Source organism: Paenibacillus sp. J22FR21 (assembly GCF_056269135.1).
Genome location: NZ_JBWDNJ010000001.1, coordinates 572,913 through 589,002, shown reverse-complemented (window position 1 = coordinate 589,002; position 16,090 = coordinate 572,913). Strand labels below are relative to the sequence as shown.

At 46.0% G+C, this 16,090-nt stretch carries 19 protein-coding genes; all 19 read right to left on the bottom strand.

Annotated features, from left to right (window positions below; genetic code table 11):
• Positions 1–22: 22 nt before the first annotated feature.
• Positions 23–892, bottom strand: coding sequence for a MinD/ParA family protein (locus AC0YNS_RS03010; protein WP_475780093.1), 870 nt, complete (start codon positions 890–892; stop codon positions 23–25).
• Positions 892–2,229 carry a flagellar biosynthesis protein FlhF gene (gene flhF / locus AC0YNS_RS03005; RefSeq protein WP_475779547.1) on the bottom strand — a complete coding sequence of 446 codons (1,338 nt, stop codon included), beginning with the start codon at positions 2,227–2,229 and terminating at the stop codon, positions 892–894. Before flhF ends, AC0YNS_RS03010 begins: the two co-directional genes overlap by 1 nt.
• Positions 2,226–4,259 carry a flagellar biosynthesis protein FlhA gene (gene flhA, locus AC0YNS_RS03000; RefSeq protein WP_475779546.1) on the bottom strand — a complete coding sequence of 678 codons (2,034 nt, stop codon included), beginning with the start codon at positions 4,257–4,259 and terminating at the stop codon, positions 2,226–2,228. The genes flhF and flhA overlap by 4 nt, the downstream gene beginning before the upstream one ends.
• Positions 4,260–4,292: 33 nt before the next feature.
• A complete protein-coding gene (flhB, locus tag AC0YNS_RS02995; protein WP_475779545.1) occupies positions 4,293–5,381 on the bottom strand; it encodes a flagellar biosynthesis protein FlhB in 1,089 nt (362 codons plus the stop codon).
• A gap of 17 nt (positions 5,382–5,398) precedes the next feature.
• On the bottom strand, positions 5,399–6,187 hold the full coding sequence (gene fliR / locus AC0YNS_RS02990; protein WP_475779544.1) for a flagellar biosynthetic protein FliR: 789 nt from the start codon (positions 6,185–6,187) through the stop codon (positions 5,399–5,401).
• Positions 6,188–6,198: 11 nt separating this feature from the next.
• On the bottom strand, positions 6,199–6,468 hold the full coding sequence (fliQ, locus tag AC0YNS_RS02985) for a flagellar biosynthesis protein FliQ (protein ID WP_475779543.1): 270 nt from the start codon (positions 6,466–6,468) through the stop codon (positions 6,199–6,201).
• Positions 6,469–6,492: 24 nt separating this feature from the next.
• Positions 6,493–7,248, bottom strand: coding sequence for a flagellar type III secretion system pore protein FliP (gene fliP / locus AC0YNS_RS02980; RefSeq protein ID WP_475779542.1), 756 nt, complete (start codon positions 7,246–7,248; stop codon positions 6,493–6,495).
• Positions 7,245–7,856 carry a flagellar biosynthetic protein FliO gene (locus tag AC0YNS_RS02975; RefSeq protein WP_475779541.1) on the bottom strand — a complete coding sequence of 204 codons (612 nt, stop codon included), beginning with the start codon at positions 7,854–7,856 and terminating at the stop codon, positions 7,245–7,247. The genes fliP and AC0YNS_RS02975 overlap by 4 nt, the downstream gene beginning before the upstream one ends.
• 4 nt (positions 7,857–7,860) lie before the next feature.
• Positions 7,861–8,223: a response regulator gene (locus AC0YNS_RS02970; protein ID WP_091218732.1), complete on the bottom strand. Its 363-nt coding sequence runs from the start codon at positions 8,221–8,223 to the stop codon at positions 7,861–7,863.
• Positions 8,224–8,243: 20 nt separating this feature from the next.
• Positions 8,244–9,515, bottom strand: coding sequence for a flagellar motor switch phosphatase FliY (fliY, locus tag AC0YNS_RS02965; RefSeq protein WP_475779540.1), 1,272 nt, complete (start codon positions 9,513–9,515; stop codon positions 8,244–8,246).
• The gene (gene fliM, locus AC0YNS_RS02960) at positions 9,505–10,506 is read right to left on the bottom strand and encodes a flagellar motor switch protein FliM (protein ID WP_475779539.1); all 1,002 of its coding nucleotides are present in this window, start codon (positions 10,504–10,506) and stop codon (positions 9,505–9,507) included. Before fliM ends, fliY begins: the two co-directional genes overlap by 11 nt.
• Before the next feature lie 45 nt (positions 10,507–10,551).
• Positions 10,552–11,034 carry a flagellar basal body-associated FliL family protein gene (locus AC0YNS_RS02955; RefSeq protein ID WP_475779538.1) on the bottom strand — a complete coding sequence of 161 codons (483 nt, stop codon included), beginning with the start codon at positions 11,032–11,034 and terminating at the stop codon, positions 10,552–10,554.
• The gene (locus AC0YNS_RS02950; RefSeq protein WP_475779537.1) at positions 11,031–11,258 is read right to left on the bottom strand and encodes a flagellar FlbD family protein; all 228 of its coding nucleotides are present in this window, start codon (positions 11,256–11,258) and stop codon (positions 11,031–11,033) included. Before AC0YNS_RS02950 ends, AC0YNS_RS02955 begins: the two co-directional genes overlap by 4 nt.
• Before the next feature lie 56 nt (positions 11,259–11,314).
• Positions 11,315–12,142, bottom strand: coding sequence for a flagellar basal body rod protein FlgG (flgG, locus tag AC0YNS_RS02945; RefSeq protein ID WP_210661496.1), 828 nt, complete (start codon positions 12,140–12,142; stop codon positions 11,315–11,317).
• Between the two features lie 119 nt (positions 12,143–12,261).
• The gene (locus AC0YNS_RS02940) at positions 12,262–12,681 is read right to left on the bottom strand and encodes a TIGR02530 family flagellar biosynthesis protein (RefSeq protein WP_475779536.1); all 420 of its coding nucleotides are present in this window, start codon (positions 12,679–12,681) and stop codon (positions 12,262–12,264) included.
• Positions 12,632–13,090, bottom strand: coding sequence for a flagellar hook capping FlgD N-terminal domain-containing protein (locus AC0YNS_RS02935; RefSeq protein WP_475779535.1), 459 nt, complete (start codon positions 13,088–13,090; stop codon positions 12,632–12,634). The genes AC0YNS_RS02940 and AC0YNS_RS02935 overlap by 50 nt, the downstream gene beginning before the upstream one ends.
• Before the next feature lie 56 nt (positions 13,091–13,146).
• The gene (locus AC0YNS_RS02930; RefSeq protein ID WP_475779534.1) at positions 13,147–14,649 is read right to left on the bottom strand and encodes a flagellar hook-length control protein FliK; all 1,503 of its coding nucleotides are present in this window, start codon (positions 14,647–14,649) and stop codon (positions 13,147–13,149) included.
• A gap of 27 nt (positions 14,650–14,676) precedes the next feature.
• Positions 14,677–15,585, bottom strand: a complete 909-nt coding sequence (locus tag AC0YNS_RS02925; RefSeq protein WP_475779533.1) for a MotE family protein — start codon at positions 15,583–15,585, stop codon at positions 14,677–14,679.
• 52 nt (positions 15,586–15,637) lie between these two features.
• The gene (fliJ, locus tag AC0YNS_RS02920) at positions 15,638–16,084 is read right to left on the bottom strand and encodes a flagellar export protein FliJ (protein ID WP_475779532.1); all 447 of its coding nucleotides are present in this window, start codon (positions 16,082–16,084) and stop codon (positions 15,638–15,640) included.
• Between the last annotated feature and the right edge of the window lie 6 nt (positions 16,085–16,090).

Below are 16,090 nucleotides of genomic sequence, written 5' to 3'. Positions count from 1 at the left end.
GCCTCCTCGATTCAAAGGATTATTATGAACGTCTGAACATCTTATGTAGGAATCCTTTGACACCGCTATTCGCGGCAGCAGGAAGTTGAGGTACGTCAACAAATCGTTTAGCAATTTCCAAGATCGACTTCGACGCTTCTGTACCCGGATAAGCAATAGCAAAAGGAACTTGTTTCTTCACAGCCTTTGTAACATTCGGATCATCCGGCAAAATACCAAGCACCGGCAGTTCAATATTTAGAAAACGCTGTGCCACAAGACCGATTTTGTCTGCGGTTGCGTTGCCTTCCTTCGTATCGATCGCCCGATTCACGATCAGTTTAAACCTAACGTCATGCTCCATCGCTGTGACCATCTTGATTAGAGCGTATGCGTCCGTAATCGAGGTCGGTTCAGGCGTCGTGACGACGATGGTTTCCTGGGCGGCGGTGATGAACTTCACGGTTTCCTTTGAAAGCCCCGCTCCCGTATCGAACAATATAAAATCATATTGTCCGTGCAGCTTGTTAATTTGTTCAGCGAAGTAATCCAGCTGCTCTGCCGATAAATCAAGGAGATCCTTAAAGCCCGATCCACCTGCAATAAAATGGACGCCTTGCGGTCCTTCTTGAATAATCTCCCAAATCGTCTTCTCTTGTTTTAAGAGATGGTAGAGGTTATACGGGGACGAAACGCCCATTAATACATCGATATTGGCCATCCCGATATCGGCATCGAATATGAGAACCTTCTGTCCTATTCGCTGTAGCGCAAGCGAGAAATTCAGACTAAAGTTGGATTTACCAACCCCGCCTTTTCCGCTTGTCACCGTAATGACCTTTGTCGTGCGTCCTTCATCCTTCTGTTCTTGATTGCGCACTAAATTTCGAAGTGCTTCCGCCTGGTCAGTCATCATTGGGAAGCCCCCAACAATTGCGAAACGTAACTCGCTACCTTGAATGTCGTAATATCGTCAGGAACCGTTTGGCCGTATGCAATGTAAGTAGGACGGAGTCCCTGTTCTAAAGCCAAATTGAGAATGGCTCCGCTAGCGTTCGTCTCATCCTGTTTTGTATAGAGCACGCGATCAATACCGTATTTCGCAAAATTCTCAGCAACGCTAGACATATCGGCATACTTGCCGGTTAAACTGAGGACAAGAAACGTTTCTGACCGTCGGTCGGTTTGAAGCAAGCTGTTCACTTCAGATACATAAAGCTCGTTGCGGAAATTCCGCCCTGCCGTATCCATGAATATAAGCTCGCGATCTTCAAGCTGCCTGAACGCTCTGGCAACTTCGGATGGCGAGAATACAACCTCAAGCGGGACATTCAGTATCGTAGCGTACGTTCTCAATTGATCAACCGCGGCGATTCTGTAAGTATCGGAGGTGATGAAGCCAACCTTACGGCCTGATTTCAACGTTTGCTCAGCGGCCAGTTTGGCAATAGATGTCGTCTTGCCAACTCCGGTAGGACCTACGAAATGGATAACTTGCGTATCCCTTCCAATGACACTTGCTTCAAAGTCCTTAAGCCAGTCTTGCAGGATCTGTTCGGCGATTCGCCATACGGTCGATCGATCAACTGTAGTCGTTTGATTGGATAAATCAGAAACTTCCAATTTCCCCTCAATTTCTTCTATTAATTGATCAATCAACTTCTCGCTGACTTCTTGTTCGAGCAACCGATCCTGTAATGCTTGCAATGCCTCGGGTCTGGTTTCCAGCTTCTGCTGCTTCGACATCTTTACAATCCATTGCTTCATATCTCGGATTTCAGTAACCAACTCATCTTCTGTCAATCGAGGCTTTCGATTGTCTGCACTAGATTGCTGCTGCTGATGCACACCAGATAGAGCCTCATAAGCAGCTGCTGGAGATACTCGAGCTGCCTCCGTCACATCAGGGACAAATTGAACTGTTGCTTCCTGCATGAGTTGTTTTTCTTTAATGGTTTGTTGTTCTGCTACGGCAGTTGACGCCATAGAGGCAATCGAAGCCATCATTGTCGGCGACACAGTTGGCTGCTTAGCCGTCGGTGGACGTGAAGGCGATTTGGGTGTAGGTACTGATTTGCTTCCCGCTTCTATTGCTGCAATAACCTCGGTTTTCTTCTTGCCGAACATGCCCAGAAATCCGCCAACCCGAATCTCTTTCGTATTCAAAATGATGGCATCTACACCAAGCTCATTGCGAATCATCGGCAGCGCTTCGGGTAATGCATTGACCACATAACGCTTTACCTTCATAGATTCACCACTCCAATGCTTTGTACTTCAATACTCGGTTCGAGCTCGCTATAAGACAGAACAGGCACATCCTGCATCGTACGTTCCACGATTTGTCTTAAATACATGCGAATCGTAGGTGATGCGAGCACGATCGGCTGATTGCCAGATTGAATCTGTTTATTTACTTGTTCGTTCAACTTCTGGTAGATGGTTTGAGTCGAGACGGGATCAAGAGCCAAGTAGCTGCCTTGATCTGAGCTCTGAACCGATTCTGCAATCTTCTTCTCTAGTGACGGTCCAACCGTTATTACGCGAAGCGTATCCCCATTGTGGGAGAATTGCTGTGTAATTTGTCGCGATAATGCCTGGCGAACATACTCGGTCAGAATATCAGTATCTTTCGTGTAGGTTCCATGATCCGCAAGCGCTTCGAAGATCGTTACCATATCGCGTATGGATACTTTCTCACGCAACAGCTTGGACAGTACCTTCTGGATTTCTCCGACATTGAGAATTGACGGTATGAGTTCGTCCACCAAAGCAGGGTACGAATCTTTGACATTGTCCACAAGTGCTTTCGTCTCTTGGCGCCCGATCAGCTCATGCGCATGACGTTTAATAAGTTCTGTCAAATGAGTGGCAACAACAGACGGAGGATCCACGACCGTATAGCCGGTCAATTCAGCTCTTTCTTTGGTTGCCTCATCAATCCAGATGGCCGGTAAACCGAAAGCCGGCTCCACAGTCTCGATACCGATAACCGATTCATCTTCAAATCCAGGACTCATAGCGAGGTAATGATTGAGTAGAAGCTCTCCGCGCGCTACCGTATTCCCTTTAATCTTAATTATGTATTCATTCGGTTTAAGCTGTATATTGTCTCGAATCCGGATAACCGGAACGACAAGTCCAAGTTCAAGCGCACATTGTCGACGTATCATAATAATCCGATCCAGCAAATCGCCTCCCTGCTGCGTATCGGCAAGTGGGATTAAACCATAACCAAATTCGAATTCGATCGGATCAACTTGCAGCAAGCTGATTACACTTTCAGGACTTCTAACCTCTTCAATTTCCTGTTCTTCCACAAGAAGCTCTTGCGCTTCCTGTTCCTTCGTGAGCGACTTTTGCATCCGAAAGGCACCGTACGTAATAATAGCTGCAAAAGGTAATGTCGCAATCGGTCCGATAGGCGTTCCAACTCCGAGCAGTGTAATTGTACCTGCTACAATGTAGAGCAGTTTCGGATAACGAAACAGCTGCGTAGTCACATCATGGGCTAAGTTACCGTCAGATGCAGCACGTGTCACAATTAAGCCTGTTGCTGTCGAAATCAATAGGGCCGGAATTTGACTGACGAGTCCATCACCAATCGTTAGAACGGAGAACGTATGTAGGGAATCGGAAAAACTCATGCCATGTATCGACATCCCGATTACAAATCCGCCAAGTAGGTTAATGATGAGTATGATGATGGATGCAATGGCATCCCCTTTAACAAATTTGCTGGCACCATCCATCGAGCCGTAGAAATCAGCTTCACGTTCGATTTTTTGACGGCGCTCTCTTGCTTGTACTTCGTTGATGAGGCCTGCATTCAAGTCGGCGTCAATACTCATCTGTTTACCGGGCATCGCATCCAATGTAAACCTTGCGGCAACCTCTGCGACACGTTCTGACCCTTTAGTAATAACGAGGAACTGAACAACAACAAGAATTAGGAACACAACAAAACCAATTGCAATTTGACCACCCGCTACCCAATTACCGAAAGTCGCAACAACCTTACCGGCGTGGGCATGCTGGAGAATGTTTCGGGTTGTTGATACATTAAGTGCTAAGCGAAACAAGGTTGTAATGAGCAGCAAGGCCGGAAATATGGAAAATTCCAAAGCATCTTGCGTATTCATTGCGATAAGCAAAATCATCAGCGCAACTGAAATGTTGACTATTAGGAGCACGTCAAGTAAAGCTGGTGGAATCGGAATGACCATCATAAGAACGATGCCGATGATCCCGATTAGTATGGTCAGGTCTCTAGCCTTCATGACGTTCCCTCCTCCGTAGATAGTTGTAGATAATTACACTTTCTTTTTGAGCTTATATACATATGCCAGTACTTCCGCCACAGCCTGGAATAGGTCAACGGGAACCGTATCACCGATTTCCGTTCGATCGTATAACGCTCTGGCAAGCGGCCTATTTTCCATCATGATTACGCCGTGTTCCTTTGCCACTTCTTTAATGCGAAGGGCCACAAAATCCATCCCCTTTGCGATTACTTTAGGGGCTTCCATCTTCGAGCCTTCATATTGAATGGCGATCGCGAAGTGGGTAGGGTTTGTGATGACGACGTCAGCCTTAGGTACATCCTGCATCATTCGCTGCAGAGCCATCCGGCGCTGCCGTTCTCGAATTTTACCTTTAATGAGCGGATCTCCTTCAGATTTCTTATATTCATCCTTGATGTCTTGCTTAGACATCTTCAAGCTCTTCTCGTGTTCATATTTCTTGTACATGTAATCAAACATTGCTAACACAGCAAGAATTGCACCGATATATAAGCCGAGCTTAATCGTGATTCTTGCAATAATGCTAAAGATTTCACTAATCGAAACCGTTGCGAGCTGCATAATGACATCCAGTTCACCCCACAGAATCCAATAAACCATGAATCCAATGAGGAGAAGCTTCAAAATGTTTTTAACAAACTCGACTACGGAATGCATGGAAAAAATTTGTTTAAAGCCTTTCAAGGGACTGATTTTACTGAATTTCATCATGAGCGGCTCGCCGGTAAACATAATACCGATCTGAGCGTAATTGCCCAATATGGCAATGAGTACTGTGATTGCGAAAATTGGTGCTAATAACATCAAGCTCTGCATCATCAGATCAGAAAACAAGGAAACGACGTTTTCGGTCGTCACTTGCATCAAGAGCTTCTGCTCTAATATCAGACCAAATATGCGCATCAGTCGAACCTTATAATAATCACCCATCATGATAAAGCTTAGAAAAATAAAGAAAAGAATAAGGGCAGCCGGAATTTCTTGGCTTTTGGCCGTTTGGCCTTTCTTACGAGCATCTTGCCTTTTCTTCGGTGTTGCACGCTCAGTCTTCTCTCCATTGAACATCTGTAAGTCGAGCGTCCAACGATACTTAACCATAATTACTGCCCTCCTACCTAAGCTGCAGGACCTTGCAAAATGTCGAATAGCTTCCGCATGGCAGTGAACATCTGTTCAAACAAGTGCTCATACAGGATGACCAGACCTGGCATCATAACAGCCAACATGAGAAAGCCGACTAAAATCTTGATCGGAATCCCAATGACAAACACATTGTACTGCGGCGCTGTCCGCGCAAGAAAACCAAGCCCAACGTCCGTTAAGAACATCGCAACCACTAATGGTGCTGACATCTGAACGGCAAGCAGAAACGTTTGTCCGAACATGCCTGTCAAATAACTCGTTATGCTCCCACTACTAACGTGGGCAAACAACGTATTCGTTAGAGGAACCCATTCATAGCTTTGCAGTAAAGCGGATAGCAAGTAATGATGACCATTTATCGATAAGAAAACGAGGGTTGCGATCATCCCTTTGAAGTTACCCATAAGCGGTGCAGAAACACCTGTCATCGGGTCAATAATGTTGGCCATACCAAAGCCCATTTGCATATCGATCAAGCTGCCTGCCGTATTTACAATTGTAAAAAACAGATAAGCTGCAAATCCGAGCAAGGCACCTGCCAAAATCTCTCGAATGATCGCTAATACATAATCCGCATCGGGGACGATCGTTTGTTTAAGCCCATAAGTTAAAAAAACAAGCAACGAGATAAAAAAACAGAATCCCAATTTAAACGTATTCGGCACATTTCGAGTCGAAAATATTGGCGCTACGACGAAAAACGCTGTAATTCGACAAAAAATAAGCAAAAAAATAGGGAATCCTTGAAGAAACAACTCCATCGATCCACAGCCTATCCGATGTATTTATACAAGTTATTCAGCAGGTTGTAAGTGAAATCGACCAATGTATTCAATATCCACGGCCCGAATAACAAGATGGAAAGCAACACCGCCGCCACCTTAGGAACGAATGCTAGTGTCTGCTCCTGAATCTGTGTAGTAGCTTGGAAAATACTAACGATCAAGCCTACTACAAGTCCGACTAAGAGCATTGGGGCACTCGCTTTCAGTACCGTATATACTGCCTGTCCGGCTAAGGCGATGATGAAGTCAGTACTCATGTATGTACTCCTTCCTGGCAGAACCTACGGATTAAAACTTAATAGCAACGACTTAACGATCAGGTACCAGCCATCTACCAGCACGAATAGTAAAATCTTAAACGGCAGTGAGATCATAACCGGTGGAAGCATCATCATCCCCATTGCCATGAGCGTACTGGCGACCACCATGTCAATAATGAGAAACGGAATGAATATCATGAATCCCATCTGAAATGAAGTTCGAAGCTCACTTAGTGCGTACGCCGGAACCATAATCGTAATGGGAACATCCTCAACGGACTTCGGCTTCTCTGTCTTCGTATATTTCAAAAATAAAAGTAAGTCTTTATCTCTCGTTTGCTTCATCATGAAACGCTTCATGGGTACAGCAGCTTTGTTAAGCGCTTCGGTTTGAGTCAATTCCCCTTTGAGATAAGGCTGAAGAGCTACTTGGTTAACTGAACTTAAGGTTGGCGCCATGATGAAGAAGGTGAGAAACATTGCAAGCCCAATCAGTACTTGATTCGGAGGCATTTGCTGTGTTCCGAGTGAGGTTCGGACGAATCCTAGTACGATTACGATTCTAGTGAAACTGGTCATTAATACGAGAATGGCCGGAGCTACACTTAAAACGGTGATCATCAGTAATAGGGAAAGCGCACTCGTTCCAGGCGTTTCACTGCCGCTGTCTCCAATGCTTACGCTGACATTAGGCAGCGGCTCTGCAAAGGCGTGGGCGTGAAACAACAAGGTGAACAGTTGTACTGCAATAACCGCTAGTAATAGTTTTTTGTTCATTCGTCCAACAACCGATCATTTTGATTTTGCTCTTTTAGCAGGTCTTCTACCTTCTGCTTCTGATCCGACTGGCGTCTCATCCCGTTATTGAGCAGCTCCTTGAAAGAAGTTGCAGCTTGCCAAGGTTCGCTCGTTGGCTCATCCGCCTTGTTGCTTTTACGGAATCGACCTATAAAATCTGTCAAAGTCGGTGTATGCCAAGTACGGCCGTTCTGTTGATCAATCGCTTCCAATATAGCCGATGCCGTTTCGAGGTCATCGATTTTATCAAGAAGGGTGATATCTTCACCAACTCCAACAACGTAAACTCTGCCGGAGAGCTCAACCACTTGCAATGATTTATTCTGACCAAGCGGAATGCCTCCAAGTGATCGAAGCGCCCGATTGGTCCCCCAACCACGATTACGATTGGAAAGCCACTTAATTACGAGAATGATTAATCCGACGACCAGCATGAGCGCAATGATGACCCAGATGTAATATCCGATACTCGTTCCGATTACCGGCTTATCTTCATCACCACTTAGCTCTGCTGACGCAAGACTTGCTGTCAAAAGCCAGCCGGAGACAGCCATAGCAGCAAGTCGAACACCTTGTACTAACTTCATTCTATTAACCTAGCGTTTTCTTGATCGCTTCAATAACGCGGTCAGCCTGGAAAGGTTTAACGATGAAGTCTTTTGCACCGGCTTGGATGGCATCGATAACCATAGCTTGTTGTCCCATTGCAGAACACATAATCACTTTTGCATTGCCATCCAGTTTCTTGATTTCTTTCAATGCAACGATACCGTCCATCTCCGGCATTGTGATATCCATAGTAATTAGGTCCGGTTTCAATTCTTTGTACTTCTCAATCGCTTGTGCACCGTCTTGTGCTTCCCCAACTACTTCATATCCGTTCTTTGTAAGTATGTCGCGGATCATCATTCTCATAAATGCTGCGTCGTCTACGATTAAAATGCGATTTGCCATCGTTTCTTCCCCCTAAGGTGTTATTGTAATTTTTGGATACGGTCCCATTGGCTTACGATATCTGTGACTCGGACACCGAAATTCTCATCGATAACGACTACCTCGCCTTTGGCGATTAGTTTGTTATTAACCAAGATATCAACCGGTTCCCCTGCCAGCTTGTCCAGCTCAATGATCGACCCTTGCGACAATTCAAGGATATCCTTGATTTGCTTCTGAGTTCTCCCTAATTCTACTGTGACCTTTAGCGGTATGTCGAGCAATAAATTTAAATTTGAATCCTCTGTTTGCACATACGGCGCGCCTTGGAAATTAGCGAATTGTACAGGCTGTACATTCACATTGCGGTTCGCAGCGGCACCATAAGTTTGCGGTCCCGCCGGCGGTGCTGCATACTGCGGCATCGGAGGCTGCATATAAGCAGCTGGAGGCGCCATATGAGCACCTGGAGGCGGCATATGAGCTGCAGGCGGTTCCGGTATATAGGCCGCCGGAGGCGGTGTGTGTACAGGTGCTGGAGCAGATACCGGTGTTGCTGCAGGTGCAGGTGTATGAATAGCCGCTGGAGCCGGTGCTGGAGCTGGCGTAGATTCTGCAAATGTTCCTCCCATCAGCGTGTCTACCATTTCTTTCGCAAACGAAATCGGCAGCAGTTGCATAATGGTAGAATCAATTAAGTCGCCGATAGCCAAGCGGAACGATACTTTAATGAAGAGATCGTCCGGAGGAAGCTTCTCGACGCCTGATCCACTGTTAATATCCAAAATATCGATACCAGGCGGTGATATGTTTACAAAACGGTTGAAGATGGTAGACATCGATGTCGCTGATGAGCCCATCATCTGATTCATCGCTTCTTGCACAGCACTGATGTGAATTTCATTCAGCTCTGAACCAAGCAGCTTTCCTTCACCGCCAAGCATTAAATCCGCGATGGTTTGCGCATCTTTGGTTTTAATCACAAGAGAGTTGATCCCTTGGAACCCATCGACATAGCTAACAGATACGGCTACGTGCGGCTTCGGAAATTCATCATCGAGCTCACTGCGTCTGATCAATGATACTTTTGGAGTTGTAATATCTACTTTTCTTCCAAGCAGTGTTGAAAGAGCAGTTGCAGCGCTTCCGAATGTTATATTACCGATTTCACCAAGTGCATCCTGCTCGATAGAGCTCAGATAATTATTTAGTTCTTGCTCCCGGTTAAATGACTCCGGCATCTCGGGCTCATCGGCAGTCTGACGCAGCAAGGCATCGATTTCTTCTTGTGATAAGTAATCTTTACTCGTCATACTCTTCTTCCACTCCTTCTGTGAGGATTTGATCAATTTGAACGGCCATTCGATCTTTAACCGACCCTGGACTGCCGATAAATTTCAGCTTATCCCCGACTTTAATGTCAAGCCCTTGATCTATTGGTTTACTAAGCGAAATCACATCTCCGACCGAAAGTCCGAGAAACTCGCGAATCGAAATACTGGATGCACCTAGTTCACAGACGATCGGCAACTTCGCTTTCGTTACACGTTGCTTCAGGACCTCTATTTCCTCAGGCGCCCTTGTCTTCTTCTGGGACACGAACCAATGATGTACGGATAGTCTTGGCATGATCGGCTCGATAACGACGTGCGGGATACATAAATTAATCATCCCGGTCGTATCACCGATCTTGGTGCTAAGCGATATCAGTGCTATTGTTTCGTTCGGTGAAACGATCTGCATAAACTGCGGATTCGTCTCTAATGCTTCCATCCGAGGCGAAATATCAATAATCGTCTTCCAAGCCTCCTGCAGACTCTCAAATGCTCTGCTGAAGATTCGTTCCATAATATTCGTTTCGATTTCAGTCAGTGCGTTGATCTTGGAAGGCGCTAATCCTTGTCCACCTAACAAACGATCCAGCATTGCATAAGCAACGTTCGGATGAACCTCAAGTACCATTCTGCCTTCTAAAGGTTCCGCCTCAAAAATATTAAGAATCGTCATCTTAGGAATCGAGCGGATAAATTCGTCATATGGCAGCTGTTCGACTTGAACGACACTTATTTGTACAAATGTACGAAGCTGTGCTGAGAAATAGGTGGTTAAGTATCGCGCGAAGTTTTCGTGTATCCGAGTTAAACTTCGGATATGATCCTTCGAGAAACGGACCGCACGTTTGAATTCATATACACGAATTTTCTTCTGCGTGTCTTCCTTTTTTAATTCTTCTGCATCCATTTCACCGGATGATAAAGCAGCGAGCAACGCATCAATCTCGTTCTGCGACAGAACATCAACCAATTATTTCACCCCCTTCAAGGAATGCGTCATGTTGAAAACTAATGACTACAGCGTCGTCACGATAAAGTTTGTTACCTGTACCTTAATGAGCTTGCCTTCCGGCAGCTCCTGATTGATCAAATTCAGCAGCTTGGCACACAGCTCGTCTTTACCAGCAGAACCTTTAACTTCATCTGGCTTCATGTCGGACAGTGTACGAATAATGATAGGTTTGATTTGAATGTCTTTAATTTTATCGAAATCTTCTTTCGTTGATTTCTCATCTAATTGAAAAGCAAGCCCAAGTACCGCGATGTATTCCGGGTCCGCCAGGTTTGTTTTAATATCCGCAATTTCACTGGTTAATTTCACCCGTTCATCCGCAGTCAGTTTGACCACCTTTACGGCTTCTGCATTATTAGCCGCTTTGCCGGCAGAGTCCTTCGGATCTTCCCCACCCATCAGGGAGTTGTACAGAATAACAGCTACGATAGCTATTAATGTGATAGCAAGTAAGATGGTAATCAGCCAGGGCAGCATTTTTTTCATGTCGAGGGTCCCTCCGAATGTTCACTCTTAATGGTAGCCGCATAAACGCCTATTGCGCGAAGATACGACTGTATGGAGGCAATGACTTCATCAGCTTTCTCCAATACCAATATTTTCTTTCCAGTCGTTAAGGTAATCAATGTATCGGGTGTTTCTTCAACTTGCTCGATAAGGAGCGCGTTAATATGTAATGTCTTTCCGTTCAAACGCTTTACTGCGATCATGAACTTCCTCCTTAAACTAGGAGGGAGGCAGGTTGGCCTCCCCTTCGGTTATTCACCTAGTGTTTCAAATTAACAACCTCTTGCAGAATCTCGTCAGAAGTCGTAATAATTCGAGAGTTAGCTTGGAATCCACGCTGCGCGACAATCATTTCGGTGAATTCTGATGTCAAATCAACATTTGACATCTCGAGTTGACCGGCAATAATTGCGCCTGTTCCTGCCTCTGCGTCACCTGCTGTAGTCATGACAACTTCACCGTCAACATTCGCATTTGGCGTCATCCGGTAAAGGTTGCCTCCGATTTTCTCAAGTCCGTTCGGGTTCGTAACTTTCACTACTCCGAGCTGGAAGCCTGATGGTTGGCTTTGGCCGTCTGCACCAACCGAGATGATGGAGCCATCTTGTGAGATTGTGAAGGATTTAACCTCAGCTGGATCGAGTACGATCGGTCCACCGTTAGAATCCAGTACAAACATCCCGTCGCCATTGACGAGTTGACCTGCTGCATCCAGAGTGAAGTTACCTGCGCGAGTCAGGTAAGGAGCTTCAGCACCGTCAGCTGATGGGGAAACCGCGAAGAATCCATCGCCATCAATTCGAACGTCTGTAGGAACATTGGTGGTCATTGCACTACCCGGTGTGTGGATCGTGTCAATCGAAGCAATGGCGACACCAAGGCCCACCTGTTTCGCATTAACACCGCCCGTCGTTCCTTCTTCAGGACGCGTTACGCCGGAAACCGTTTGGCTCAGAATATCTTTGAACATAACGCGGCCCGCTTTGAAGCCTACCGTATTTACGTTCGCAATATTATTACCGATGACGTCTAGCTTCGTTTGAAAACCACGCATGCCTGAAACGCCCGAGTACATTGATCTTAACATGAATTGTCAACCTCCTAATGGTGTAAGTACAGTTACTCTGCCTTGCAAAAGAAGTCTATCGTGTGAGTCGCTTCAGTCGATCCACGACTCTTCGGCTTCCGATAAGAAGGTCCAGCCGATTAAGAAACAATGACTGCACTGTCGATTTGAGTGAATACATTGCCTTGGAGTGAATTGCCGTCCATTGCGGTGATGACAGTACGACTTGGAACATTGACAATCATCGCGATATCCCGATAAACGACGAGCGAATCCTTCGCACCCTTTGCAGCAGCCTGATCGATTGCGTTTACGATTTTGGAAATCGTTTCCGGTTTGAATGTGATACCGCGCTGCGCCATGCGTATTTCGGCATGATTGCTAAATTTAAGCACATTACGGTCCAATACTTCTTTAAATGATGCTGTATTGGCTGCCGTGCTTTCCTGCTGGTTCGGTTTACGAATCTGACTGTTACCTGTTAAACGTAAATGTCCGATCTTTAAGATATCATCCACCGGCAGATTCACCGCCTTGATCAGCGATCGATACGATGTCATCCAGCTTGATATCCTTATCGCCGATTCTTGCGTATTGTGCTTTATCTTTAATAATAATGGAATCGACATTACCGGTTACTGCAAGCATCTCGCCGGTATCGGCATACTCATACCATTGAACTTCCTTACCGATCATACTGGAAGCCATTCCAAGGTTTTGACGAAGCATCGTTAACTGGTCTGACATGTTAACCAGCTGCTCGACAGAAGAGAATTGCGCCATCTGCGCGATGAAATCCTTATCCTGTAAAGGCTGCATAGGGTCTTGATTTTGCAGCTGCGTTACAAGAATCCGCAGGAAATCATCTTTGCCTAGGGAAGTGTCCGCTTTCTTCTCAGCTGCTGCTTGCACATTGCTGGCACTGTAATAAGGCCAGACGTTGCGGGTTGAAATATTATCACCGGACATTTTTCTCGTCACCTCCGATCTACAGGTTCATCGTTATCATTCATAACCGCGAACGGTTATGCTCTCGTATGAATGCCCCGGCCTAAGCCTAGATCACGGTCAACTGCTTGCTCCATAGTCACTTCTTCCAGACCGGCATCAAAATCGATCTCTCCGATTGCCTCGTCGCCGGATTGACGTTTGGACGTTCCTTGATCTCTTCCGCTTTGACCTTGTCGCTCTTGGAACATATTCGGTAATACAGGAGCTTGCGTTACCTCAAGCTTCTCTACTTGCATCCCCTGCGATAGCAGTGACGAGCGAAGCTGTGCCATTTGATTCTCCAGCATATCCTTTGCAAGAACGGAATCTGTCACAAACTGTGCAGTCAGTGTACCGTTATGCATCGAGATGTTGACATTAACTTGTCCGAGATGCTCAGGGAATAAAGTCAATTGCGCGTTGGACATGCCATTGCTTGCCGTTACATTGAACTGACTCACAACCATCTTTTGAATGGTGGATGCAAATTGTTGAATGGGAACAGGCTGTTCAACCAACTGCTTTGCTGCTGTCTGCGTTTGGCGTTGCAATTCTTGATTGCCGGCCAATAGAGCTAGATTAATACTGCTCGGCTCAGATAGCGACTGTAAAGGTTCAACATCGAACTGTTCAGCTGCTTCTGGCTTGGTTGCTGCTTTCATTAGTCCTACATGAAGCAATTGGTGCGCCATACGCTGAAGATGATTATTTGTAGCAGGCGCTGTTTGCAAAGCTCGTACGGTATCGATTTCGTTTGATGGATTGGATGGCTGAGCTCCTGCTAGAACAGTCGACTCCGATTTCTTCCCAGTAATCAATTGTTCAAGCGCAATCAGCTGCTTACTAACCAAACCATTTTGTTCGCGATCGGCTGCATTTCCTTTTTGTTTTTGCAAGAGTAACCGCAAATCGGATAATGCATCCTGCAAGCCTGATTTCAATGCTGAGATAGTTTCCAGACTGGCCGACTCTGTGCTCGAAGCATCTGTAGTCGTTTGAGCCGCCTGACTTTGAATGTTGGCTGCAATCGCTTGGCCATTATTCAATCCCGCAATGATAGTTAGCAGTTCATTGATCCCACCGGTTGAATCGCCTTCATTTGGTGTGCTAATACTATCCGCTGTCTGATTTGCTGTTAGCGGAAGTACCGGTTGTGTTGCTGGCATACCAGACAACATACTCAGTAGATTGTCTAATTGAACCAAAGCGTCACTCAGACTGCTTTCCGTCGTCGTTTGAGCCAATTCTTCGCTGTCTGCAGCGTCAAGCTTCTTGAGAAGCTCTTCTATTGCAGCAAGCAGATCGGCAGCCGATACATTGTCGCCGAGCAGAGAGGCTAGCGTATTCACCGGTAATTGGGAGACGACAGCTGCTTCTTTGGATGGCTGTGCAGGAGTCGAACCGGCTCCGTTACCGGCAAGCGTCTGAACTAAGGTCTGGTTAAACTCATTGCCTTCCGTCCCTTTAGCAGTCGATGTGCCTGATACTGCAGATGGTGCATTAACACTAGGTGTAGCATTGGATACTGGCATTTGCATATTGTTTTCACCTCCTTCAGCAAACTGTTATTTGCCTAACATGAGTTTGGAAACTAATTGTGCCGTAATATCTTTGTTTAACCCTGACATTTCCGCGATAATTTTGGAGCGTGATGCATCGTCAACAGCGTTTAGAATACGAAGTACTTTACTCGGACTCACATCCGCCATCTTAAGCAGCAACTCTCCGGCACTTGCAGGATCCATTGTCGAGAAAGTGGTGTTGAGCTGTGCTTTGCTAAGAACGATCTCTGGTTGAGCCACAGCCGAATCTTGTTTCTTAATTCTGGCTTGCAGCGCAGCGATTTGACGATCCTTCGCAGTCTTCACATCTTTCAACTTCACGGTGGCTTCTGCAGCTTTCTTCGGATTCATCTTCTCAAGTACCCGAACTCGATCATCCGGTTTCATTGCATCCAGTACGAGCACCGCTTCATCCATCTCCATGCTTTCTAGGATCGGTGCCGCTTTGCTAGGCGTAATCTTGCCGTACATGGCTGCAAGCTCATTGATTTTGTTCTGGTACTCTGCATCCTCAAGCGCCTTCTGCGTTCCATCTTGCTTGAGCTGCTCTACTTGAGCTTGAAGATCTTTAAGCTGCAGCGACAATCTCGTTTTCTCATCTGCAGCCTTACTGAGTTCGGTTTCTTTAACAGTGAGCTGCGCCCGCAGCTCGCTGATCTTAGCTGTCGTATTTTCCGTTTTGATTTTGCCTTCATCAACAGCAGCTGCATTCTCATCCGTCGCAGGCTCCGGCAGTACTTTGTTTAAGAACGGAACGGTATTTCCGATTTCAAGTGCCTTATTCCGCAAGTCGAAATTAAACAAAGTGACCAGTACGCCAAGTAGAATGAGTGTAAACAAGATCGGCGTAACGAAAAACATAAACCGCTCAAACCCGCTGTACCCTTGCTTTTCCATATCCAAATCCGCCAAAATAAGTCCCTCCCTCGGGTATTGGCTCCCGATTCGCAAAACATCTCAACTGTTAGTGCGCTGCATACATGAACCGCACAGATGCCATTTCATCAAGCTCATTCTGCTCGATAAGCAACATGTCTGCTTGGAAACGCTGGCGCGCGTTATCCTTCGATTTCTGCCATACCTTCTCGTCTTTCATTCGCTCAGACAATTCATTCCGCTTCACTTCGACGGCAGCTTCAGCTTTCTTGATATCCATCATTTTCTGCCTGATGCAAATATCCAGATAATCAATGTACTCTTGTATAACCATAAGCTCCGAGAGCGTCACCGCTTGATTCGATGAAAGCTGTAAACGGTCGCTCCACTCGGAACGGTCCTGATGAAGCTTTGAGAGTGATTGTTCCTCCGTCTGAAGCTCACCGACGACAACGGACAATTGCCATTCTGCTTGTGATTTCTCGCTTGTTTTTAAGTCAACGATTTTTTGATAGGCGTAACGAAATCGTGCCATCTAGCT